Annotated in this window: 17 protein-coding genes; 5 read left to right on the plus strand and 12 right to left on the minus strand. The window is 64.7% G+C overall.

All coding sequences use genetic code 11. The features are described from left to right. Positions 1–90: 90 nt before the first annotated feature. The 10 genes from AC0SZ7_RS20965 to pseB form a co-directional block, all read right to left on the minus strand. Positions 91–462, minus strand: a complete 372-nt coding sequence (locus AC0SZ7_RS20965; RefSeq protein WP_475506176.1) for a flagellar protein FlaG — start codon at positions 460–462, stop codon at positions 91–93. Positions 463–535: 73 nt separating this feature from the next. Continuing rightward, entirely contained in the window at positions 536–1,384 is an 849-nt protein-coding gene (locus tag AC0SZ7_RS20970) for a flagellin domain-containing protein (RefSeq protein WP_475506177.1), read from the minus strand. Between the two features lie 953 nt (positions 1,385–2,337). Then, the gene (locus AC0SZ7_RS20975; protein WP_475506178.1) at positions 2,338–2,604 is read right to left on the minus strand and encodes a hypothetical protein; all 267 of its coding nucleotides are present in this window, start codon (positions 2,602–2,604) and stop codon (positions 2,338–2,340) included. Then, a complete protein-coding gene (locus AC0SZ7_RS20980) occupies positions 2,601–3,893 on the minus strand; it encodes a motility associated factor glycosyltransferase family protein (protein ID WP_475506179.1) in 1,293 nt (430 codons plus the stop codon). Before AC0SZ7_RS20980 ends, AC0SZ7_RS20975 begins: the two co-directional genes overlap by 4 nt. 91 nt (positions 3,894–3,984) lie before the next feature. Next, on the minus strand, positions 3,985–4,908 hold the full coding sequence (locus tag AC0SZ7_RS20985; RefSeq protein WP_475506180.1) for a ketoacyl-ACP synthase III: 924 nt from the start codon (positions 4,906–4,908) through the stop codon (positions 3,985–3,987). Positions 4,909–5,156: 248 nt separating this feature from the next. After that, positions 5,157–6,209 (minus strand): pseudaminic acid synthase, encoded by a 1,053-nt coding sequence (pseI, locus tag AC0SZ7_RS20990; RefSeq protein WP_475506181.1) that lies wholly within the window; start codon positions 6,207–6,209, stop codon positions 5,157–5,159. Between the two features lie 4 nt (positions 6,210–6,213). Beyond that, on the minus strand, positions 6,214–7,260 hold the full coding sequence (gene pseG, locus AC0SZ7_RS20995) for a UDP-2,4-diacetamido-2,4,6-trideoxy-beta-L-altropyranose hydrolase (protein ID WP_475506182.1): 1,047 nt from the start codon (positions 7,258–7,260) through the stop codon (positions 6,214–6,216). Then, complete coding sequence (pseF, locus tag AC0SZ7_RS21000) at positions 7,257–7,958, minus strand: pseudaminic acid cytidylyltransferase (RefSeq protein WP_475506183.1); 702 nt, start codon at positions 7,956–7,958, stop codon at positions 7,257–7,259. The genes pseG and pseF overlap by 4 nt, the downstream gene beginning before the upstream one ends. After that, entirely contained in the window at positions 7,955–9,115 is a 1,161-nt protein-coding gene (gene pseC / locus AC0SZ7_RS21005) for a UDP-4-amino-4,6-dideoxy-N-acetyl-beta-L-altrosamine transaminase (RefSeq protein WP_475506184.1), read from the minus strand. The genes pseF and pseC overlap by 4 nt, the downstream gene beginning before the upstream one ends. Beyond that, on the minus strand, positions 9,112–10,113 hold the full coding sequence (gene pseB / locus AC0SZ7_RS21010) for a UDP-N-acetylglucosamine 4,6-dehydratase (inverting) (RefSeq protein WP_475506185.1): 1,002 nt from the start codon (positions 10,111–10,113) through the stop codon (positions 9,112–9,114). Before pseB ends, pseC begins: the two co-directional genes overlap by 4 nt. A gap of 329 nt (positions 10,114–10,442) precedes the next feature. On the opposite strand from pseB, the gene vioA reads away from it, so the two are divergent. From vioA to AC0SZ7_RS21035, 5 genes are read left to right on the plus strand one after another with little or no spacing between them, the layout of a single operon-like run. Continuing rightward, positions 10,443–11,573: a dTDP-4-amino-4,6-dideoxy-D-glucose aminotransferase VioA gene (vioA, locus tag AC0SZ7_RS21015; RefSeq protein ID WP_475506186.1), complete on the plus strand. Its 1,131-nt coding sequence runs from the start codon at positions 10,443–10,445 to the stop codon at positions 11,571–11,573. Beyond that, positions 11,570–12,853: an ATP-grasp domain-containing protein gene (locus AC0SZ7_RS21020; protein WP_475506187.1), complete on the plus strand. Its 1,284-nt coding sequence runs from the start codon at positions 11,570–11,572 to the stop codon at positions 12,851–12,853. The genes vioA and AC0SZ7_RS21020 overlap by 4 nt, the downstream gene beginning before the upstream one ends. A gap of 10 nt (positions 12,854–12,863) precedes the next feature. Next, on the plus strand, positions 12,864–13,328 hold the full coding sequence (locus tag AC0SZ7_RS21025; protein WP_457356887.1) for an adenylyltransferase/cytidyltransferase family protein: 465 nt from the start codon (positions 12,864–12,866) through the stop codon (positions 13,326–13,328). Positions 13,329–13,361: 33 nt separating this feature from the next. After that, complete coding sequence (locus AC0SZ7_RS21030; protein WP_475506188.1) at positions 13,362–14,609, plus strand: CDP-glycerol glycerophosphotransferase family protein; 1,248 nt, start codon at positions 13,362–13,364, stop codon at positions 14,607–14,609. Positions 14,610–14,641: 32 nt separating this feature from the next. Beyond that, entirely contained in the window at positions 14,642–17,659 is a 3,018-nt protein-coding gene (locus AC0SZ7_RS21035; RefSeq protein WP_475506189.1) for a glycosyltransferase family 2 protein, read from the plus strand. A 485-nt stretch (positions 17,660–18,144) separates the two neighbouring features. Here AC0SZ7_RS21035 and AC0SZ7_RS21040 read toward each other — a convergent pair whose 3' ends face one another. Together AC0SZ7_RS21040 and AC0SZ7_RS21045 are read right to left on the minus strand one after the other, a co-directional pair. Beyond that, on the minus strand, positions 18,145–21,717 hold the full coding sequence (locus AC0SZ7_RS21040; RefSeq protein ID WP_475506190.1) for a glycosyltransferase: 3,573 nt from the start codon (positions 21,715–21,717) through the stop codon (positions 18,145–18,147). A gap of 129 nt (positions 21,718–21,846) precedes the next feature. Further along, a complete protein-coding gene (locus AC0SZ7_RS21045) occupies positions 21,847–23,406 on the minus strand; it encodes a flagellar hook-associated protein 3 (RefSeq protein WP_475506191.1) in 1,560 nt (519 codons plus the stop codon). Position 23,407: the final 1 nt, after the last annotated feature.

Below are 23,407 nucleotides of genomic sequence, written 5' to 3' on the forward strand. Positions count from 1 at the left end.
GAACTCCCGTTCCGGCGGCTGTCGGCTTTTTGACAAAACGCCTATCGTAAGCTGGTTTCTACAAATACAAACAAGTCTCGTGCCAACGGCTCAGACTTGCGTGTCGAACAGCGTACTATTGCCGTCCTTGAGATTTTGCGCCAATTTCAAGGCAGTTTCGGTCGGTATCTGCCGTACCACTTCGCCACTGTCGGTGGCAATGACCTTGACCACGACCTGGTGGGTCGTGTCATCAATGGAGAACTCCAGGTTGCGCTGCGTCGAGTCGACGAAGTCCTGCAAGTCCTTCACTGCTTGATTCAATTCTTCCCGTTTGGGCTGTTTGGTGCTGCTGGTGTCGCTGCTAGCCGTCGCGGTGGCGGTGCTCGCCGCGGACGAGGCTGGCGCGGCTGCGCTGGCGGCCGTCGTCGCATGCGTCGCAACCTGGGGGTAAGACGCGTTCAATTTGACGCTCATGTCCATGTCCGTCACCTCGTTAATGTGAAAAAACGAAAGGGCACCGTTAAGTACCCTTTCGTTCAACTAGCCGTTGCTATTACTGAAGCAGCTTCAGTACAGCGGATGGCAGTTGGTTGGCTTGCGACAGGATCGCGGTGGAAGCCGACTGCAGAGTTTGTTGCTTGGTCAGTTCAGCGGTTTCAGCAGCGAAGTCAGCATCCTGAATGGTCGAACGCGAAGCGGTGGCGTTCGAAACGATGTTGTTCAGGTTGGAGATGGTGCTGGAGAAACGGTTTTGCTTGGCACCCAGGTCAGCACGAGCGCTGTTGATGGTGGCCAGTGCGGCGTCGATCGCGGAGATCGAGGCGTCGACTGCGCTGTGCGCTGCGTCGTTGCTGGTACCCGAAATGGTGGTGCTCGACAGGCCCAGGCCGCTGGCCGAGAAGTTGCCGGTCAGGGACAGGGTGATGTGCTGGTCGGAACCAGTCATCGCGCCAACCTGGAATTCCAGGGTCGAAGCCGAACCGTCCAGCAGTTTCATGCCGGTGCCGAAAGTGGTCGAAGTCGAGATACGGGTCAGTTCTTCGCTCATCTGAGAGTATTCAGCGTTCAGCGAGGTACGGTCAGCGGTGCTGTTGGAGTCGTTTCGCGACTGGACGGCCAGTTCACGCATACGCTGCAGAATGTTGGTCGACTCTTGCAGAGCGCCTTCAGCGGTCTGGGCGATCGAGATACCGTCGTTGGCGTTTTTGGTCGCCATGGTCAGGCCATTGATCTGAGTGGTCAGACGGCTGGCAATTTGCAGGCCGGCGGCGTCGTCTTTGGCGCTGTTGATTTTCAGGCCGGAAGACAGACGAGTCATTGCGGTGGACAGGCTGCTGGAAGCGTTGTTCAGGTTGTTCTGAACGGTCAGCGAAGCGATGTTAGTGTTTACAGTCAAAGCCATGACGAATTCCTCGATGGGTGGGTGCAGCGGCTTCCGGCCCTGGCAACCGCCGGGTGTGGCCTAGAGAACCTTCGTAATAGTTATCGTCGTGATGGGAAGTTGCTTGAGGGCTTTTTCTGAAAAAAAACGCCATCAATACGCTACCCCTTGTAAACCGGGGCTTTCAGCCCGGTCGACGATCTTTTTGGCTGCACACTTCCACGTATCGACTGTGACACAGATCACATTTTTGCGCTGGGTGATGCTGGCGGTAAGGGTCTGAGGATAGACCAGCTCGCCGAGGCTGTTGCATCACCTTCGTGACGGCGATCACGATTCTGAGGTTGGCCTGGCGTTTGATCCAGTTTGTGACCTGCTGTTGATCTGGCTTGTGATCTGCCGTTGATCTGTTGTTGATCTGGCTTGTGATCTGCCGTTGATCTGTTGTTGATCTGGCTTGTGATCTGCCGTTGATCTGTTGTTGATCTGGCTTGTGATCTGCCGTTGATCTGTTGTTGATCTGGCTTGTGATCTGCTGTTGATCTGGCTCTTGATCTTGATTGTATGCCCCGTAAAGCGCCCGGGCCGACTGGAGGCGTCGATCAACGGGCTGCCCGAAGGGCCGAGGCCGCAGGCCGAAGAGACGGTAACCCGCAGGCTTCTATAGCGGGTGCCGTCTGCCCGTTGAGCGGCGCCGGAAGGAGGGGACCCGTAGCGCAGCGGAGGGCCCAAGCAGGGGCAAGCGTTTTTTGCTTACTTTTTTTGGCGTCTGAAAAAAAGTGAGTCGGCGTAAGGCCGAAACGGTCGGTGGTCTCACCGCGAAAATGGATATATCCAGAAATGCCAGAAGCAGGATCCGACAATCGTGACCATATCCCGAAAATGGATATATCCGAAATCGCCGAGCGGAATTCGTTACTCGTGAACACACCCACTCGCTTGGGCCCTGCGCCAGGACCGCCGCGGCGCAGCCGCTACAGCGCAACCTGTCGCATCAACTCCACCAACTCATACTCCAGATAATCCGCCAACCCCAACCAATCCTGCCCTTCCTGGCACACCAGAATCTGCCCCAACACCGCCTGCCACTGCTGTTGCAACTGCACCGAAGCACGCTCGAACAACGGCATAACCGCGCCAAACACCTCCACCATCACCAACGCCGCCTCAACATCGCGCCCCAGGCGGAACAGGTGCGCACAGTCGACCGCCGCCGCCCGGTATTGATCAAAGCCGCTCATTGGCACCACTCCGGGTCGAAACGCGTGCCGGCGATCATCGCCCCGGCACGGCTGGTATTGAAGAACGGCACTTGCGGGTGGCCGGCAATGAAGCGCTCAAGCTCCACCAGGTAACTGCGGAAGTTGAGCTGGGTGCGCACACGCTGGCCGTGACCATCGAGCACCCAGTGCTTCGCCGCCTGCAACTGCGGCCCCAGGTCGCCGTCGCCCCAGCCGGCATGGGTCTTGTCGCCCGGGAAGGCGAAGTCGGCGCCGAACAGGGTTACCCGCCCTGCCCCCATTTTCACCGCCAGGTCCACCGCCGGGTGGATGACGCTGCCGCCCACGTAGAGGCTGGCCTTCGGCAGTTGCTCACGCAGTTGCGCATAGATCGGGCTGCTGGAATAGCCGACATGGCGCGGGCCCTGCCAGCTGTCGAGCAGTGAACGCTCAAGCAATGGCAGGTACACCAGGCCTACCGCCGCCGAGCCTTCGGCCGGCAGGTGGCGGCTGCTGATGCGCTGGTCGATGCTGACCACCAGGTCCGGGACGATGCCCTGGGCCAGCAGTGGCCGGTAGGCGGTGTCGACGCAGATGAAGAACGGCCGATGGGCTTGTTCACGCACGCGCTTTAGCGCTGTGAAATGCTGCTCCAGGCTGGGGCCGGTGGCGATCACGAAAAACTCGCGGCCGGGCTGGGTGGCAAACAGCGCGGCCACGTCCGGGTCGCGCTGCAGCAGGGGCACGGCTTGCTGCAGACGCTCGGCGATTTCCGGGTCTTGCACGGTGAAGTCGCGATTATTGAACGCCAGGTGCACTTCGCTGATCAGCCGGTCGCGGATTTTCGCGTTGTAGTCGTCGGCCAGCACCAGTTCGGAGGGCAAGGCGAAGAACGGCAGGCAGATTTCACTGTGGTCGCCGGCCATGACCAGCTCGACGCGCGGGTCCTGCAGCCAGTCAGCCTGGTCGAGGATCTGCACCACCAGGGCGAAAATCGCGCTGTTGAGAATGTGCACGGTCAGCCGTTGCAGCGCCGGGCGCTGAAGCAAGGCCAGTGGCAGGTCACCCAGGCCCGTGCCGTAGACGTGCACATGCGCAGCATCGGCCGGCAAGGTGGCTGCCTGCAGCTGCGCTTCGGCCCCACGGTCATGGCGGCTGGTGAGCTGCACGCCATTGACGCTGAGGGTAGAGCCCAGCCCTTCCACCAGCTGCGCGGGGACGGTCTCGGGGTTTTCCAGTTGCAGGCGGGTGAACAGCGAGGGCCAGCGCGCTTGCAGCAGTTGCGCGTTGCGCTGGGGGATATCGGTCATGGTGGGCGGCCTTGGTGATACGTTCAGCCGTAAAGCGTATCAGAAGCCGGAAACAAACTGTGGGAGCTGGCGTGCCAGCCCCCACGGGAAATCAGCGGTAAAGAATCGCCGAACCCCAGGACAGGCCTACGCCGAAGCCGCTGATGGCCACGCGTTTCCACTTGGCGTCCATCACGTGCTTTTCCAGCAGCAACGGCACGCTGGAGGACACCGTGTTGCCGGTCTCGACCATGTCCTTGATGAACTTCTCCGGCTCTTCCTCGAAGCGCCGTGCCACGGCATCGACGATGGCCGCGCTGCCCTGGTGAATGCAGAACGCGTCGATGTCGGCAGACTTCAGGCCCGACTCATCCAGCAGTTCGTGCAGGTGCGCTGGCACTTTCAGCAGCGCGAAGTTGAACACCTGGCGGCCGTTCATGAAGAACACGCCGTCGCTGACCTTCAGGTGCGGCGCACCCGAGCCGTCGGTGCCGAACTTGGCCTTGCCCAGTTGCCACACGGCGTCTTCGCCCATCCAGGTGGCGGTGGCGGCGTCGCCGAAGAGCATGGTGGTGTTGCGGTCTTCAGGGTCGACGATCTTCGAATACGGGTCGGCGGTGATCAGCAGGCCGTTCTTCAGGCCCGCAGCTTCCATGAAGCCCTTCATCGCGTAGATGCCGTAGACATAGCCCGAGCAGCCCAGGGAAATGTCGAACGCTGCCACGTGGGTCGGCAGGCCCAGCTTGTCCTGGACGATGGCCGCAGTGTGCGGCAGGCCTTCCTCGTCACCGTTCTGGGTGACGACGATCAGCGCATCGATGGACTCGCGCGAAAGCTCAGGGTTATTCGCAAACAGAGCATTGACCGCTTCGACACACAGGTCGGAGGTCTCCTGGCCGGCGTCTTTGCGCGGCAGGAAAGCGGAGCCGATCTTGCCCAGGATGAACTCTTCGTCCTTGGCAAATTTGGCACCCTGGGCGTAGTTATCAAGGCCTTCGGAAGGCACGTAACTCGCTATGCTTTTTATGCCAATCATCATGGCTTCCCAATAATAAAGAGCTAAATATCACCGCTCGCATGATCGAGGGGCGCCAACAAAACCGGGATGTGCATCACCCGCGCGGGGGCGAAAACAGGCGACGCCGGGGCCGAAAAACACGGCCGACCAGGGTCACTGCGCCCTTGTTACCCAACAACAGGTTACAGTGGAGATGCGCGTTATGACTCATAGGTCACGTTGATTCAACATGATTTCGAGTTTTTTGGCCATGCTTAAGCTGCGGTTCAGTCGATCATCGACCAATCCAGCGCCATGCCGCGGGCCAGAGGGCGCCGTGCCACGCGGCCCAGCACGGTGTCGAGGTGCCGGGGCGCCAGGCCCAGGCCCGGACGAATGGCACGCACGTTGTCACGGGTCAGTGCTTCGCCCACCGCCACGTCACGCACCACGTACAGCGAGCGGCGGTACACCAGCGACTTCTGCTCGGCGCTGGTGGCGCCGTATTGCACCTGCCCCAGCGCCTGCCAGGCACGCTCGGTTTCGGTAACCAGGCTGGCAAGTTCGGCCGGTTCCAGCGAGAAGCTGGCATCGACGCCACCGGCGCTGCGGTCCAGGGTGAAGTGTTTTTCCACCACGCTGGCACCCAGGGCCACCGCCGCCACCGCCGCGCCCACGCCCATGGTGTGGTCGGACAAACCGACCTCGCAGCCAAACAGCTCGCGCATGTGGGCGATGGTGCGCAAGTGGGTGTTGAGCGGCGACGCCGGGTAGGTGCTGGTGCACTTGAGCAGAATCAGGTCGCGGCAGCCGGCGGCGCGGGCGGCACGTACGCTTTCGTCGAGCTCGGCCACGGTGGCCATGCCGGTGGAAATGATCAGCGGCTTGCCGGTGGCGGCGGCCTTGCGAATCAACGGCAGGTCGGTGTTCTCGAAACTGGCGATCTTGTAGGCCGGCACGTCCAGGCTTTCGAGAAAGTCGACGGCGGTTTCATCGAACGGCGAGGAAAACGCCAGCATGCCGTGACTTTTCGCCCGTTCGAAAATCGGTGCGTGCCACTCCCACGGCGTGTGCGCCTGCTGGTACAGGGCGTACAGCGAGGTGTCGGCCCACAGGCTGTCGGGGTCGCTGATGCGGAACTCGCCCTGGTCGATGTCCAGGGTCATGGTGTCGGCGGTGTAGGTCTGCAGCTTCAACGCATGGGCGCCAGCCTGAGCGGCCGCATCGACGATGGCCAGCGCGCGCTCCAGGGACTGGTTATGGTTACCGCTCATCTCGGCGATGACGAAGGGCGGCGCGTCGAGGCCGATGGCGCGGTGGCCGATGTTGAAACGAGGCATGCGGTTATCCTTGGGACGGAGCGGCGGCGAACAGGGCCCAGGCCAGGCGCAACGCGCCCATGCCATCCACCAGCGCGCGGGATTGTTCAGCCAGGGCGCGGCGGCGCTCGGCGTCATCGAGCAGGCCCAGTACGGCCTGGCGCAAGGCGTGGCTGCTGACTTCGGCGGCATCGCCCAGGTACACATGGGCCTTGGCGTGGGCCATCAGTTCGGCGTTGGCCTGCTGGTTGTGGGCCACGGCCATGCACAAGGTCGGCAGGCCCATGGCCGCGCGCTCCCAGCTGGTACCGCCGCCGGCGCCGATGAACAGGTCGGCGGTGGCCATCAGCGCGGCGAAATCCTCGACGAAACCGTGCAGCGCCCAGTTCGGCCGCGTGGCCACGTAGGCCTGCAAATGGTCCCAGTCGGGGGTGCCGTAGCCGGTGACAAAATCCACTTCCAGGTCGGTCAGGCCGTCCAGCGCGGCCATGGCCTTGAGCGTGTTGCCGTTGGGGTCGAAGCCGCCGAAGTTGACCAGCACGCGCTGCACACGTGGCCGAATCGACACCCGCAGGGCCTCGAAGGCCGGACCCAGCAGCGCGTGGCGCGGGCCGAAATAGGTGGCGCAGCCGGGCGCCAGCAGGCCCTGGTAGGCCTCGGCGCTGGCAGTAAGGTTCTGGTCCAGCAACAGGTCGGCGCTGTGCTCGCGGTTGGCCAGGTCATCAATGGCCATAACCCGCGGGGCAAACGCCCGGGCGGCGGTTTCCCAGCGCGCGTCCAGGCCATAGTGGTCGACGATGACCCAGTCGAAACGGCCGACGTTTTTCAGCGCGTCGATGTCCGCCTGCCAGGGCAGCAGGGCCTCGATGTCGTCACTGCTAGCCCCCGGTTTCATCGCATAGGTGCCCCAGCCTTGCGCCGCCAGGTTCACCAGGCGATGGCCGGGCAACGTCAGGCTGGCGAAGGTCACCTGGGCGCCCTGCTTGTGCAGGTAGTGCGCCAGGGTCAGGCAACGGGCCACGTGGCCACTGCCGATGGTCTTGGACGCATCGGCACGGATCAACACCTTCACGGGTTCAACTCCCCAGCCGCCTTGAGGGCGGCGAACATGAATTCAGCACGGCGCCAGTCTTCCGGCGTGTCGATGTCCTGCACCCGGTGGCGCGGCAGCATGATCGGCAGGCTATGCCCGGCGAACATCGGCAGGCCCTGCAACCAGGCGTCGCGGTGGCCCCAGTAGAACTGACCGGCGTCGTGCCAGGCAGGCACCAGGTCTTGCGAGCGGGTCTGGTTGAACTGCGGGTACAGCGCGGCGACGCCACCCTGCCCGTCCAGCTGCAGGGCGCGCTGCACCGGGAAAGCGTAGCTGCACACCGAAAAAGCGAAGTGTTTGTCAGGCTGGGCCTGCAAGGCTGCCAGGCCCTGCTGCAGGTCAGCGGGCTGCAGCATGGGCGCGGTGGCGTAGATACAGCAGGCCAGCCGGTGGGCCGTGCCCAGCGCCTGCAAGGCGTGCTGCACCACGGCCGTGGTACCGGTGTGGTGATCGGCAAGCTGCGCCGGCCGCCGGAACGGCACCAGGGCGCCATGGGCGCGGGCCACCTCGGCGATCTCGTCGTCATCGGTGCTCACCACCACCTCGTCGAACAGCCCGCAGGCCAGGGCCGTGCGGATCGACCAGGCAATGATGGGCTGGCCGTCGAACAACTTGAGGTTCTTGCGCGGGATACGCTGGCTACCGCCGCGCGCGGGAATGATCGCCACCGCGCTCACGGGCTGATGATCCTTTGCAGGGTGGCCACTACCTGGTCCTGCTGGGCGTCGGTCATGCTGGCGAACAGTGGCAGGCTGATTGCCTCGCCGTAATAACGCTCGGCCTCGGGAAAATCGCCGAGGGCAAAACCCTGCTCGCGATAATACGGCTGCAAGTGCACGGGAATGTAGTGCAGTTGCACGCCGATGTCGGCCGCGCGCAGCGCCTCGAACACCTCGCGGTGGCCCAGGGCGATGTGCGGCAGGTTCAGGCGCACCACGTAGAGATGCCAGGCGGAATCGGCATCAGCCTGGGCGCTAGGCAACACCAGCGGCAGGTCGCGCAGCAACTGCTGGTAGCGCGCGGCCAGTTGCCGCCGGCGGCCCACGAAGGCATCCAGCTTGTGCAGTTGCGACAACCCCAGCGCCGCCTGGATATCGGTCATGCGGTAATTGAAGCCCAACTCCACCTGCTGGTAATACCACGGGCCGTGGCTGGGCTCGTCCATGTCCACGGCATCGCGGGTCATGCCGTGGCTGCGCAGGCGCTTCAGGCGTGCGGCCAGCTCGGGGCTGTTGGTCATCACCATGCCGCCCTCGCCGGTGGTGATGATTTTCACCGGGTGGAAGCTGAACACGGTCATCTGCGCGAACTCGCCGCAGCCGGTTGGCCGCCCGGCGTAGCGCGCGCCCACGGCATGGGCGGCATCCTCGATCAGGCAGAAGCCATAGCGGCGGGACAGCTGGGCGATGGCGCGCAGGTCGCAGCTCTGGCCGGCGAAGGCCACGGCCACCACCACTTTGGGCAGGCGCCCCTGCTGCTCGGCCAGCGCCAGCTTTTCCGCCAGTTTGCCGGCGTCGAGGTTGAGGGTGTGCGGGTCGATGTCGACGAAGTCCACCTGGGCGCCGCAGTAGCGGCCGCAGTTGGCCGACGCCAGGAAGGTATTCGGCGAGGTCCACAACCAGTCGCCTTCACCCAGGCCGGCTGCCAGGCAGGCCAGGTGCAAGGCGGCGGTGGCGTTGCACACTGCCACGCCGTGGCCGGCCTGGCAGTACGCGGCCATGGCCGCTTCGAAGCGTTCAAGGGTCGGGCCCTGGGTCAGCCAGTCCGATTGCAGCACCGCCACCACCGCGGCAACGTCGGCCTCGTCGATGCTCTGGCGGCCGTACGGAATCACGGCTGCAGTTCCGCGTGCAGGCCGGCGATCTGCGCCACGTCAAGGAACTGCGGGTTGATGTCGGAGCGATACTCGAAGTCCTCGCTCACCGCCCTGCCCTGCTCGCCCAGGCCATCCACGGCGAAATCGATGTCGGTGTGGGTAAAGCGAATCGACGGCTGGATGGTGTAGTGGTCGTTGAATTCCAGGGTGGCGCGGGCGTCGTCCAGCGGCACCATCAGCTCGTGCAGCTTCTCGCCCGGGCGGATGCCCACCAGCGTTTGCGGCAGTTCGGGGGCCATGGCACTGGCCAGGTCGACAATGCGGATGGACGGGATCTTGGGCACGAAGATTTCGCCGCCGTGCATGCGCGCGAAACTGTCCAGGACGAACTGCACGCCATGGTCCAGGGTGATCCAGAAACGCGTCATGCGCGGGTCGGTGATGGGCAGCTCGCGGGCTTTTTCGCTGATCAGCTTGTTGAAGAACGGAACCACCGAGCCGCGGGAGCCGGCGACGTTGCCATAGCGCACCACGGCGAAACGGGTCTGCTGGTCGCCCGCAATGTTGTTGGCCGCCACGAACAGCTTGTCCGACAGCAGCTTGGTGGCGCCATACAGGTTGATCGGGCTGGCGGCCTTGTCGGTGGACAAGGCAACGACCTTCTTCACGCCATTGTCGATGGCGGCGGCGATCACGTTCTCGGCGCCGTTGACGTTGGTGCGGATGCATTCGGTAGGGTTGTACTCCGCCGCCGGCACCTGCTTGAGGGCTGCGGCGTGCACCACGTAGTCGATGCCGCGCATGGCCACGCGCAAGCGCTCGGCGTCGCGCACGTCGCCAATGAAGTAGCGCATGCACGGGGCATTGAAGCTCTGCTGCATTTCATACTGCTTCAGTTCATCGCGGGAAAACACCACCACGCGCTTGGGCTGGTATTGCTCCAGCAGGCGACGAATGAAATTGCGACCGAAGGAACCGGTACCGCCGGTGATGAAGATGGATTTGCCGTTGAACATGCACAGGTTCCTTAGATCAGGGCGGCCGCCAGGGACAATTTTCTGACCCGGGCCGCGGTTTCCGTGATGTTCAGCAAAATGCAGGCCATGTCGCCAGGCAACGCCATGCACCTTGTAGCAGCGGCCGCCAGGCCGCGTCACAGGCGCCGCGGGTATCAGGTATTCCGCAGCGCGGGCGGACGCAGCCTGCGGCAGCTGCTACAGGGATCTTTGGGGCTTGATGAGAGTTTGGCAGAGAAATTGCTGTTACCCCGCTGTCGACGCCTGGCGCCCGTTTATTGACGGCTGCCCCACGCGCGCAGGACCTTCCGTGGAGCGCCAGCACAATCATGTCCAAAGTCATTCCGGTCACCAGCCCACTCCTGCCTCCCCTGGAGGAGTTCATTCCGTACCTGGAAGAAATCTGGAAGACCCGCCGGCTGACCAATGCCGGCCCTTTCCACCAGCAACTGGAGCAGGCGCTGGCCGAATACCTGGGCGTGGAGCACCTGTGCCTGTTTGCCAACGGCACGCTGGCGCTGGTCACGGCGCTGCAGGCGCTGCGCATCACCGGCGAGGTGATCACCACCCCCTACTCGTTCGTGGCCACCACCCACTCGCTGCTGTGGAATGACCTGAAGCCGGTGTTCGTCGACATCGACCCGGTGACCTGCAACCTCGACCCGGCCAGCATCGAGAAAGCCATTACCCCGGCCACCAGCGCCATTCTGCCGGTGCATTGCTACGGCACGCCGTGCGACGTCGACGCCATCCAGACCATCGCCGACAACTACGGCCTGAAAGTCATCTACGACGCAGCCCACAGCTTCGGCGTGCGGCAGAACGGCACCAGCGTGCTGCGCCACGGCGACCTGTCGATTCTCAGCTTCCACGCCACCAAGGTGTTCAACACCTTCGAGGGCGGCGCCATCGTCTGCCCCGACGCCAAGACCAAGAAGCGCATCGACTACCTGAAGAACTTCGGCTTTGCCGATGAAGTCACCGTGGTGGCCCCGGGCATCAACGGCAAGATGAGCGAGATCAACGCCGCTTTCGGCATGCTGCAGCTGCGCCATATCGATGACGCCCTGGGGCGTCGCAAGCTGATCGACCAGGCCTATCGTCACGGCCTGGAAGGCGTGCAGGGCATCCGGCTGATGCAGCGCAGCAGCGACCTGACCGCCAACTATTCGTACTTCCCGATTTTCATCGACGCCAGCTACCCGCTGACCCGCGACCAGGTCTACGACCTGATGCGCGAGCACGACATTCTGGCGCGCCGCTACTTCTACCCGCTGATCAGCGAGTTCCCCATGTACCGCGGCCTGCCGTCCGCCGCAGGGGATTTGCTGCCCGTCGCAGAAAAAACCTCACGCCAGGTGCTGTGCCTGCCGATATATCCTGATCTGGCACAAGAAGTGGTGAACACCATCTGCCACTTGTTGCGCCATCACGCACAGCCAACGGGAGTGCCGCGATGAACGTTCGTCGGGTTCTGGTATTTCCAGCCGGTACCGAAATCGGCCTGGAGATTTTCCACGCCTTGCAATACTGCAAGGAAATCGAGCTGCACGGTGCCGGGCAGCCCATCAGCAACCCGGCGCAGCTGGTGTACCCCGACTACCATCCGCTGCCCAGCATTCACGAACCCGACTGGCTGGCGAGCCTGGTCAAGCTGTGCAAGCAGCTGAAGATCGACTACATCTTCCCCGCCTATGACGATGCCATCCTGGCGCTGCATGAGGTGGCCGACAAATTGCCGGCGGTGATCGTCGGCGCCAGCCCCGAGGTGTGCCGCCTGACCCGGCGCAAGTCCAGCACCTACGCGCGCCTGGGCGATGCCGTGCGCGTGCCCCAGGTGTTCGCCCGCCAGGAAGATGTGTGCGCCTACCCGGTGTTCGTCAAGCCTGACCGCGGCCAGGGCAGCCAAGGTATTGCCCGCTGCGACGACGCCCAGGCCCTGCAACGCGCCTGCGCGGCCCTGCCCGACCCGCTGATTTGCCAATACCTGCCTGGCGAAGAGTTCACCGTGGACTGCTTCTCGGACCGCGAGCGCGGCCTGCTGTACGCCTCGGCGCGCCGCCGCCTGCGCATTCGCAACGGCATCGCGGTCAACAGCGTCACCCAAGAGCTGCCCCAGGCCCAGGCCATGGCCGCGCGCATCAGCGATGAACTGAACATGCGCGGCGCCTGGTTCTTCCAGGTCAAGCGCGCCGCCGATGGCGCCCTGACCCTGCTGGAAGTGGCGCCCCGCATCGCCGGCAGCATGTCCACCAACCGCGTGCGCGGGGTGAACTTCCCGTTGCTGAGCATCTACGAGCAGGAGCGCGCACCGGTGGGCATCCTGGCCTACGAAGGGTGCGTGGAAGTCGACCGCGCGCTGGGCAACCGCTACCGCCACGACGTGCAGTACTCCACCTTGTACGTGGACCTGGACGACACGCTGATTTTCCGCGAGCAGGTCAACACCCAGGTGGTCAGCCTGGTGTACCGCGCCCTGAACCTGGGCCGCGCGGTAAAGCTGATCACCCGCCACCGCTTCAACCTTGACGAAACCCTGGCACGCCATCGCCTGGCCGGGCTGTTCGACGAGGTCATCCACATCACCGACGGCCAGCCCAAATCGGCGTTCATCCGCGAGAGCGACGCCATCCTGGTGGACGACAGCTACGCCGAGCGCCTGGAAGTGTCGCGCAGCCGCGGCATCCACACGTTCGACTGCAGCATGATCGAAATGCTGCTGACCAGCCCAGACCAGTAAGGTAGGCGCAATGACCACGGTAATCACCTACGGCACCTTCGACCTGTTCCACGTCGGCCACGTGCACCTGCTGCGCCGCCTCAAGGGCCTGGGCGACCGCCTGGTGGTGGGGTGCTCCACCGACGAGTTCAACCACCAGAAGGGCAAGAAATCCATCGCCCCCTACGCCCAGCGCGTGGAGATCCTCAAGTCGGTGCGCTACGTCGACCACGTGATCCCCGAGACCCACTGGGACCAGAAGCGCAGCGACATCCTGCGCGAGGGCGCCCACATTTTCGCCATCGGCGATGACTGGGCGGGCAAGTTCGACGACCTCAGCGACATCTGCCAGGTGGTGTACCTGCCGCGCACCCGCGACATTTCCTCCACCGAAATACGCCGCCTGGCCCAGGCCCTGCACGCCGACCAGATGCTGGAACTGCAGCGCGCCGTGGACCAGTTGCAACGGGTCGTGGACCAACTGCAGTCGCGATGAACACACAAGCAATACCCGCCGATGGAGCGTTGAATGCGTAAACTGGTTGCGGACCTGGTGGTACTTCCGCTGTGGCGCCTGATTGACCGCTGTGTGAGCAAGAACCCGCAGCGCTGGGCGTTCTGCGTCCACCATTTGAAGTCCGATCAGTTCGTAGAGAACGCCCGGGCGGTGTTCGAGGCGGTGAAGACCGACCCGGCCATCGAGAAGGTCGTGTTCACCCGCGGGGTGCCGGTCAACTTCACCCTGGAAGGCGCGGTGAATACCCGCGTGCTCGACCTGCAAAGCCTGGCCGGACTGTTCGCCCTGTGGCGCTGCAAAGTGCTGCTGGTGACCCACTCGGTGTCCATGGACCTCTCCATGCGCTGGCCGCCACGGCGTTTCAGCGTGGTACGCCCAGCATTGAAGCCGCGCACCATCATCAACCTGTGGCATGGCATCCCGCTGAAGAAACTGCTGGCGCTGGCCAATGACGAGGTGCGCAAGCACACCGACCGCGTGGCCTTCCGCCGTATCGAGCGCTCGCACTACGCCGGCCTGATCACCTCGTCGGCCATCGACAGCCACGCCATGGCGACCATGTTCCACCCCATCACCTACGACCGCGTGTGGGTCACCGGCCTGCCGCGCAGCGACTTCCTGGTAATGCCCCGCCAGGCGCTGCCCGACTACCTGCGCGACGGCCTGGCGCGCATCGAACGCATCAAGGGCGACAAGACCCTGATCGTCTATGCCCCCACTTACCGCCAGGTCACCGTGGCGGGCGCCGGCTATTACCAGTTCAGCGAACAGGAAGCGCAAGCGCTGCGCGCCTTGCTGGCACGCCACAACGCCATCCTGGGCATCCGCCTGCACTACTTCAAGAACGCGGACGAGGTGTTCAACATCGAACAGCTGATCGACGGCCAGAGCATTGTCGAACTCGACCACCAGCAGTTCCCCGACATCGCCTGCGTGCTGCGCGGTGCCGACCTGGTGGTGACCGACTACTCCAGCGTGTACATCGACGCGCTGTACCTGGACAAACCGGTGTTCAGCTTCGCCTATGACCTTGAGCACTACCAGCAACAGCAGGACGGCGTGCTCTACGACCTCGACCTGGTATTCCCAGGCCCGGTGGTGGGCAGCATCGACGCCCTGGTGCAGGCCCTGGAGCAGGAGCTGGACACGCCCACGCAAGTGGACAGCGACCGCTACCGCATGGCCCGCAAAGTGTTTTTCGCCCACACCGACGCCGGCAACTGCCAGCGCGTGATCGAACGCATCAAACAACTGGCTTGATCCCAGACAACTTCTCAACAGGTGGACAACTCATGGCCGGTCGGCTTCATCGCAAACCCGGGTTCCCGTACTACATCACCGCGCCCGACTACCGCGAAACTTCCGCCGGTATCCAGGTGCTGCACTACCTGTGCCACGCCCTCAACCTGCAAGGCCACGACGCCTGGGTGACGGGCTGCAGCGTGGTCAACCCGAACCTGAAGACGCCAATACTCACCGAAGAGCTGCGCCACGAGCACACGCGCCAGGGCCGCACCGCCATTGCCGTGTACCCCGAGGTGTACCCGGGCAACATCCTCAATGCCCCGGTGTGCGTGCGCTACATGCTCAACCGCGAGGACGCCCTGGGCCAGGGTGCGGTGAACGCCGGCCCTGACGACCTGTTCTTCTACTTCCGCCCCGAGTTCCGCCCCAGCGATGAGCCGGTCAACGTGCTGACGTTGCCTTCCACCGACATGAGCCTGTTCGCTCCCGACGACAGCCGCGTGCGCACCGCGAACTACCTGTACCTGCACCGCCTGCCGGCCGAAGCGGTGAATTACGCCGAGCTGCCCGACGACATCCAGCTGCTGTCCATGGACAACCCGCTGACCCTGCAACAGCTGGCCCACGCCTTCAAGGGCGCCAAGGCGCTGTACACCTACGAGGCCGGTTCCACCTGCACCAAGGCGCTGCTCAGCGGTTGCCCGGTGGTGGCCCTGCGCGCACCCGGCCACGAGCAGTTGGCCGCCACGCAGAAAACCAGCGACGACCTGGGCGGTGGTTTCGCCTGGGACGACAGCGAGGCCAGCCTGGACCGCGCCCGCGCCGAACTGCCGGCCATGCGTGCTTTCCAGCTGAGCATCGAGGACCAGTTCTGGCAGCAGCTGGACACCTTCGTCAGCCTGACCCAGGCTTGCGCCGCCCGCGAGCAGCTGCGTGACAGCGGTTCGGTGAACGAATGGCTCGCCAGCCGTGCGCCGATCCAGAGCCACAGCGAACTGATCGACCAGCACCTGCAGCGCCACCCCGTGGATGGCCGCCTGGGCGTGGTCATCATCGACCGCGAAGGCAACCTGGAACCGGTGATCCAGACCTTGCAGAGCCTGGACAGCGACACCGCCCACTATGCCAACCTGGGCGTGCTGGTGCTGACCCCGCTGAGCCTGGACCCGCAGCACTCCAATGCCGACCTGCAGTTCGTCACCTATGCCCCGGGCCAGCTGGAACAGACCCTCAACGCGCACCTGAACGACTTCGCCTGCGCCTGGTTCATGCGCGTCGAGGCGGGCGTGCGCTTCCTGCCGGCGGGCCTGCAGATCATGGCCCTGGAACTGCTGGCCGCCCCCGGCTGCCGCGCCATTTACGGCGACGAGTTCTACCGCAGTGGCGCCGACGAAATGAACAGCGCCTACCGCCCCGGTTTCAACCTCGACTACCTGCTCAGCGCCCCTGCCCACATGGCCCGTCACTGGTTGTGGAACAAGGCCTGCATCCAGGCCATGGGCGGCTTTGCCAGCGACTGCGGCAGCGCCAGCGAATTGGCGATGATCCTGCGCCTGGTGGAGGCCGAGGGCCTGGCCGGCCTCGGCCACGTCAACGAACCGATCCTGGTGGCCGACGCCCCCGACTGTGCGGCCGACCCACAGGTGGAAGCCCAGCTGCATCGCCACCTGCAGGCCCGCGGCTACGACCTGGCGCGTGTAGCCGCCCTGGCCGAGGGGCATTACCGCATCCTCTACAACCTGCCTCACCACCCGCGCAGCACGGTAATGGTCCTCGCCGACCAGCCGCTGGCGTTGCTGCAACGCTGCGTGGCCAGCGTGCTGGACGTCACCGCCAACCCCGATTTCGAGCTGGTGCTGGTGGACGTCGCCAGCACCACCGCCAGCACCCGCACCTGGTTGCACGGCCTGGCCAGCGACGCGCGGGTACGGGTGGTGAACCAGGCGCATCTGCCTACCCAGGTAGCTGCCGTCAACGCCACCGCCGCAGGCCTTGCCCACGACTACCTGGTGTTGCTGGCCGGCAACGCCCTGATCGAGCAGCCGCAGTGGCTGGACAACCTGATCAACCATGCCGTGCGCGGCGAAGTGGCGGTGGTCGGGCCCAAACTTGTGGACGGCCAGGGCAACTGCCTCAGCGCCGGCCTGGTGCTGGGCCTGGACGACATCGCCGGCCCCGCGTTCGCCAACGCTGCCAGCGACGCCGCCGGCTACCTGGACCGCCTGCGCGTGGACCAGAACTACAGCGCCGTCAGCGGCGATTGCCTGATGATGCGCCGCGAGCTGTTCAACCAATTGGGCGGCCTGGATGGCGAAGGCCTGGGCCTGGCCGCAGCCACCCTGGACCTGTGCCTGCGCGCCACCCAGGCCGGCTGCCTGGTGGTGTGGACGCCGTTCGCCCAGGTGACCCTGCTCGACAGCGTGCAGGCGCTGCCGTGCGCCGCTGCGCAGGAAGCCGCCCGCCTGGAGCGGCGCACCCTGCAACAGCGCTGGCTGCCGCTGCTGGCCGACGACCCGGCGTACAACCAGAACCTGCGCCTGGACCGAGGCGGCTTCCGCCCCGACTACCGCTTCAGCCGCGAGTGGCGGCGCATTGGCCAGGCGCTGCTGCCGCGGGTGCTGTGCCAGACGGCCGTGACCGGTGACGAGCAGGTCACCCACCAGGTGTTCAAGACCCTGCAGGACCACCAACGCCTTGAGGGCACGGTCTGCCAGCAGATGCTCAGCGCGCTTGAGCTGCAGCGCTTCGCCCCGGACAGCATCATCTACTCCCTGTCCCTGACTGACGCCCCGCGCACCGCGCAAATCGCCGAGCAGGCGGTGGTGCCGGCCCTTCGCGTGGTGGACCTGAGCCAGAGCATCGCCCAGGCGCTGGACCAGGGCCTGGACCTGAACGGCTACCTGGCCGCAATCACTCCGCAGCTACAGGCCATCGCTGGCCTGGTCGACCGCATCGTGGTGCCGGACGCCGAGGCGGCGGAGGCGTTGCGCAAGGTGCATGGGGATGTGCGGCAGTGGCATACGCCGGATCTGGAGAACCTGGCACGGCACTGGTTGACGGCCTAACGGCGGGCTGCCAGATCAAGCGCGCCAGCGCTTGATCTGGCTTTGGCTTTGCTCTGGCTTTGCTCTGGCTTTGGCTCTGGCTTTGGCTCTGGCTCTGGCTTTGGCTGTTGATCTGCTGTTGATCTGGCTCTTGATCTTGATTGTATGCCCCGTAAAGCGCCCGGGCCGACTGGAGGCGGCGACCAGGCGGCAGCCCGCAGGGCCCTTCGGCGCAGCCGAAGGAAACGGCAACCCGCCAGCTTCTATAGCGGGGGCCGTTTGCCGCCTGGGCGACGCCGGAAGGAGGGGACCCGCAGCGCAGCGTAGGGCCCAAGCAGGGGCAAGCCCTTTTTGGTGACTTTTTGGGGCGACTGCCAAAAAGTTACTCGGCGTAAGGCCGAAACGGTCCGTGGTCGCACCGCGAAAATGGATATGTTCGAAATCGCCGAAGCAGGATTCGAAAGCCTTATGTATATCCAGCATTCAGGGTAATCACCTTTCCGCCCTTACGCTGGCATCCAAGCCTTCAACCACTGCTCCAACGCCCCACCCTGGAACATGAAATCCCTGCGCACCGCCTCCCGCAATTCATCCCCCATCCGCGCCGTGGCATCCAAGTCCGCCAAGTGCATGCGAATCGCCTCCAGCCACTCATGGGAGGTGTTGCTCAGCACACGGGTCACCGGGAAGTTGCCGCGGTAGCTGCGCGTGTCGGTACACACCACCGGGAACCCGCACGCGCCATATTCCAGCAGGCGCAGGTTGCTCTTGCAGTCGTTGAAGATGTGCTGTTCCAGCGGCGCCAGGGCCAGGTCCAGGTTGAGGCTGGCCATTTTTTGCGGGTACAGTTCCAGCGGCACCGCCGTGTGGTATTCGTGCACGTAAGGGCGCAGTTCTTCAGGGCACATGCCCAGGAACACCCATTCCACTTCGTTGGCCAGGGCCTTGACGACATCCTTGATCAACAGCAGGTCGCCCGTGTGGCTGGTGCCGCCGCCCCAACCCACGCGCGGCTTGCGGCCCACGCGGCGCTGGCTGGTCAGGTCGCGCCAGCGCTCGGGCGGCAGCATGTTCGGCACCACGACGATGTCATGGTGCATGCTGGCCATGGCGTCGGCCAGGGAGTCGGTGGACACCACCAGGCGGTCGCACAGCCCTACCCCGCGCTGCAGGGTCTCGCGGATGTCGCGGTGCAGGTAGCGGCGGTGTTCGTTCTGCTCCGGTACGTCCAGCAGGTAGTCGTCCAGCTCGAAGATGCGGAAGGCCTTGGAGAATTCCTTGACCTGGGCAATACCCTCCACCGGCCCGGCGCTGTAGCGGCCCTGGAAGACGATGGTGTCGGGGGCAATGCGCTCGATGTCGAGGATGGAGGGCGTCCCGAAGTTGATCTGGTGCGCGGCCAGGCCGGCCTTGGCCAGTTCGGCCAGCGGCTGGATCACGCGGTAGTGGCCGACCGCACCCTTGTTGATCGGCAGGCCCAGCACGAACGGCACGGTGTGCCGGGCGAAGGGCTGCCAGCCGTGGCGCAGGCCGACGTTCATGGTGAAGCTGGCGCCCATCAGGCTGAGGTTCTTGTTGTAGGCCGGGTCGCGGGCCAGTTTCGGCAGCCAGCGGTTGAAGGCGGCGCGCTGGGTCTGGCGCCAGTCCAGCAGCGCTTCGCTGTCGGGCACCTGCTCCTGGCGGCGCACCATCAACGCGGCGAACGGCGTCCACACCACCAGGTAGCCTTGCTCACCCGCACGCAGGCACAGGTCGACGTCGGCAAAGCCGTGGGCCAGGTCGCCTTCGGCCAGGCCGTCGAGTTCGACGAACAGGCGTTTTTCGATCAGCAGGCATTGCTGGCTGACGGCACTGTAGTTCTGCACCACCTGCAAGCGATGCAGGTAACCGGCGGCACTCGCCGGCTCGCCGACGAATACCGAGCCCACCGCACCGCGCAGGCCCAACACCAGGCCGGCGTGCTCGACGCTGCCATCGGGGCCCTGCAGGCGGGCGCCGACCACGCCCACTTCGTGGCGGCGGCCATGGGCAAGCATCTCGCCCAGCCAGCCGCCATCCAACACCACGCAGTCCTGGCTCAGGGTCAGCAGGTATTCACCGCGCGCCTCCACAGCGCCCAGGTTGACCAGCGCCGACAGGCTGCTGGCGGCCGGGGCTTGCAACACGCGCAGTTTGGCGCCGCCGATTTCGGCCATGGCCTGCAGCCAGTCGCGCACGTCGGCAGGTTCGTCGGCGGGGGTTACCACCACCACTTCGAACTGGGTGTAGGTGGTGCGTTCCAGCAGGCTTTCCAGGCAGTCCTGCAGGCCGCGCAGGCGGCCTTGGCTGGCCACCACCACGCTGACCAGCGGCTGGCCGGGGTGACGGTATTGAATACGGTTGATCAGGCGGATATCGGCCTGGCCAATGGTGAAATCCAGCGCCAGGCGCTTGAGGTGACGGGCCACCAACGGCGCGTTCCCGTCACGCACGCTGGGCTCGCCCAGCCAGGAGGGGAAATGCTGGCGGGCGTGCAGCAGCACCTCGCCGATGTGCTCGATGGCGTGGGGGCCACGGTTTTCCACCAGGCGGAAAATCAGGTCGTGGGGGCTGAGTTCGATCAGGCCTGCGGCAAAGCCGCCGTGCTCGATGAACGCCTGGCGGCTGAAGGCCAGGCCACGCCCCACGTAGGGGTAACTGCGCAGCAGGTCCAGGTTGAAGTCGGGGCGGAACACCGGGGCGCGGTGGCCGTCGGCCTCCAGCGCGTCTTCATCCCAGTAGCAGGCCTGCATGGCATCGCGCTCGGCGATGCGCTCGGCCAGCAACAGCAAGGCATGCGCGGTCAGTTCATCACCGGCGCGCAGCAGGCAGAACCAATCGTAGCCATCCAGCTCGCGCAGCATGCTGTTGAGCTGCAGCGGCCAGTCGCTGTCCAGCGGCATGCTCAGCACGTTGCCGTCGATGGTGGGCTCGGTGGCGCTGGCGCTCATCACCAGGATCGCTTCGGGCGACCAGCTCTGGGCCGCCAGGCTGGCCAGGGTGGCTTGCAGGCTGCCGTCGGCGCGGTGGTCGATGATCACCGGAATGATCTTCGCCTGGCGCGCCCAGCCCTCTACGCGGGCCGGCAGCAGTTGCAGTTGGGCCGGGGTAAGGTCCCGGCACTGCAACCACTGCTCGTACACCGCGTCGTAGTCGTCACAGTTGACGCCCACGTGGTCGAACATGGTGTCAGCCTGCACACCGAACATGCGCCCAAGGCCCACCTCCTCCCATTGCCCGGAGGTGGCGCCGAGGCTGCGGTGGCGCACGCCCCCGACCTTCTCTGCGCGCTCGCCGTCGCGGCCCGACAGGAACTCCACCATGGCCTGGTACTCACCCTGACGGGCAATTTCCAGGTCGGCGATGGCGGCCAGGCGCAACGGCTTGAGGCGCTCCACCACCAGGTACTTGTCGACGATGCCCAGGTCACCCTGGCACAGCAGGCAGCAGTACAGCATCAGGTCGAGCATGGCCTCGAACGGCGCTTCGCTGACAGTCAGCGCCGGCATCAGCCGGGCGACGTCGGCGCGGCGCAGCAGCACGCTGCTCAGGCCGCCGATGAAGTTCACCGGCCACACCTCGAACATGCTCAGCAGGTCGGTGCCCTTGAAGCGCGTGTCACCGACCACGAAGCCGGAGTTTTCCATGCGGTTGGGCATGATCCGGCTGCTGGAGTCGGACAGGTAATGCTGGCTGGAAGCAATGCTCACATCGGGGTGGCGCACCAGCACGTCGGCCAGCAGCGCGGTGTGCTCGGGCATCAGCCAGTCTTCGTCGAACAGCACCTTGATGAATTCGCCCTGGGCCAGGCCCACGCAGGCGTTGAGCGTGGCGTTGAGGCCCAGCGCCTCGGCGTTGGCCACGTAGCGCAGGGTGACATGCGCCGGCAAGCGGCCGCGCACGCCGTCCACTATCTGGCGGATCTCCTCGCCCTGGCTGTCATCGCACACCACCAGGTCCAGGCGCGGATAGTTCTGGCCCACGGCGCTGTTCAAGGCCCGCGAAAAGCTGCGTGGGTCCATGGCGGGAATGACGATGCTGACAAGCGGGGTGGTGTTCATGCCTCAGGACTCAACATTCGGCGGCCGCTGGGCGGCCAGGCGTGGAAAAAAAGATGCAGGAAAAAATGCGGCGCCAGACTCGTCCCCCGAAAGGGCCATGAATGGCGCCGCGAAAAACTGGCTCAAGGCTCAGATCTTGTTGAACAGGCTCAACTGGGAGATCTTCGCGAAAGCCGCCTGGGACGCCTCCAGCATGGTCTGCTGCAGGGTCAGGTTGATCGAGGCGGTGGCCATGTCGGTGTCGCCGATGTCCGACTGGGTGGTCTTGTTCGCCAGGCTGATCGAGGTGTTCTCGGTGGTCTGGATGGTGATGGCGTTTTCCGTCGCGCCGATCACGCCCCGCGCCGTGCCCACTTGTTCGCTGGCCTCGGAGAGGTTGGCGATGGACGAGGTGATGGAATTCTGCAGCGCCAGCAACTTGGTGTTGTCACCGTCGATGGGGGTATTCAGCGCCGTGGCCAGCTTGGACAAGGTGGTCAGCACGTTCTGGGTCTTGTGCGCATCCACCGACACCTGGAAGGTGTCGCCCGAGGCCGGGGTGCCGCTGATGTCGAAGGTGGCGCCGGCGGCGGAAATGCTGGTGTCGCCCGCCGCCATGGTGCCGCTGGCAATGGCCTTGCTGTCGCTGGTGTAGGGCTGCGCATACACCGAGTAGTCGTTGGCGCTGGTGAACTTGATCACCGCCCCCGAGCTTGGGAAAGCGCTGGTGTACGCCGCCGAATCGGTGATGGTGCCGCTGGTGAGCTGGGCAGTGGAGGTGTTGCCCGGGCTGCGCGACGGAGTCAGGGTGTCCGGGGTGCTGGCCAGGGTGATGCTGTGGCCGGCAGTGGTGCCGCTGTTGGCCGTGTCCACCTTCAGGGTGAAGTCCACGCCACGCAGGCTCAAGGTGGTGCCGCCCTCGGTGGAGGGGTCGAAGGTACCGTTGCCCGACACTTCCGAGGTGATGTCGTTACCCGAGGCATCGGTGATGCTGTAGGTGGTGTCACTGGTGAAGTTGACGGTGTACGGCTCACCGGTGGTGAACGACTTGTTATAGGTGGCTTCCGAGTCCATCTGGCCCGGGGAGATCGACACCTTGTTGTCGTTCACGGCCGGCGAAGTCACGGTGGACGACGTGCGGCTGGTGTTGGTGGCCTGCTCGAACGCGGTGTAGCCGGTGACGCCGGTAGGCAGGTTCAGGGTGTCGGACACCTGCAGGCTCAGGGCGGTCTGGTCGCCCTGGTAGGTGTAGGTGCCATCGCTGTTCTTCACGTACGGCGGCGTGGTGCTCTTGGAGCCGGAGAACATGTAGTAGCCCGACGAATCCTTGGTGTTGAGCAGGCCCAGCACCTGGTCTTGCAACTGGCTGATCTCGGCACCGATGGACTGGCGGTCGGCATCGGTCAGCGAGCCGTCACCGGCGTTCACCGCCAGTTCCTGGGCGCGCACCAGGGCGTTGTTGATCGAGCTCAGCACGCTTTCCTGGTTGTTCAGCGAGTTGGTGGCCGTGGTCATGTTGCTGCTGTACTGGGTCAGCATCGAGCTCTGCTGTTGCAGTTGCAGCAGCTTGGCGGCGCCGACCGGGTCATCGCCGGCAGTCTTGATACGCACGCCCGAGCTGATCTGCTCCTGGGTCTTGGCGGTTGCCGAGAAGGCCGAGGAGTAGTTGGCCGCGCTGGTCTCGAAGTATTGAGAGGTGGAAATACGCATG

Source organism: Pseudomonas sp. JC1203, from assembly GCF_056175065.1.

Coding starts and splice junctions, on each gene's coding strand:
- AC0SZ7_RS20965 (WP_475506176.1), bottom strand. CDS start 462: ATGGACATGAGCGTCAAATTGAACGCGTCTTACCCCCAGGTTGCGACG.
- AC0SZ7_RS20970 (WP_475506177.1), bottom strand. CDS start 1,384: ATGGCTTTGACTGTAAACACTAACATCGCTTCGCTGACCGTTCAGAAC.
- AC0SZ7_RS20975 (WP_475506178.1), bottom strand. CDS start 2,604: ATGAGCGGCTTTGATCAATACCGGGCGGCGGCGGTCGACTGTGCGCAC.
- AC0SZ7_RS20980 (WP_475506179.1), bottom strand. CDS start 3,893: ATGACCGATATCCCCCAGCGCAACGCGCAACTGCTGCAAGCGCGCTGG.
- AC0SZ7_RS20985 (WP_475506180.1), bottom strand. CDS start 4,908: ATGATTGGCATAAAAAGCATAGCGAGTTACGTGCCTTCCGAAGGCCTT.
- pseI (WP_475506181.1), bottom strand. CDS start 6,209: ATGCCTCGTTTCAACATCGGCCACCGCGCCATCGGCCTCGACGCGCCG.
- pseB (WP_475506185.1), bottom strand. CDS start 10,113: ATGTTCAACGGCAAATCCATCTTCATCACCGGCGGTACCGGTTCCTTC.
- vioA (WP_475506186.1), top strand. CDS start 10,443: ATGTCCAAAGTCATTCCGGTCACCAGCCCACTCCTGCCTCCCCTGGAG.
- AC0SZ7_RS21020 (WP_475506187.1), top strand. CDS start 11,570: ATGAACGTTCGTCGGGTTCTGGTATTTCCAGCCGGTACCGAAATCGGC.
- AC0SZ7_RS21025 (WP_457356887.1), top strand. CDS start 12,864: ATGACCACGGTAATCACCTACGGCACCTTCGACCTGTTCCACGTCGGC.
- AC0SZ7_RS21030 (WP_475506188.1), top strand. CDS start 13,362: ATGCGTAAACTGGTTGCGGACCTGGTGGTACTTCCGCTGTGGCGCCTG.
- AC0SZ7_RS21035 (WP_475506189.1), top strand. CDS start 14,642: ATGGCCGGTCGGCTTCATCGCAAACCCGGGTTCCCGTACTACATCACC.
- AC0SZ7_RS21040 (WP_475506190.1), bottom strand. CDS start 21,717: ATGAACACCACCCCGCTTGTCAGCATCGTCATTCCCGCCATGGACCCA.
- AC0SZ7_RS21045 (WP_475506191.1), bottom strand. CDS start 23,406: ATGCGTATTTCCACCTCTCAATACTTCGAGACCAGCGCGGCCAACTAC.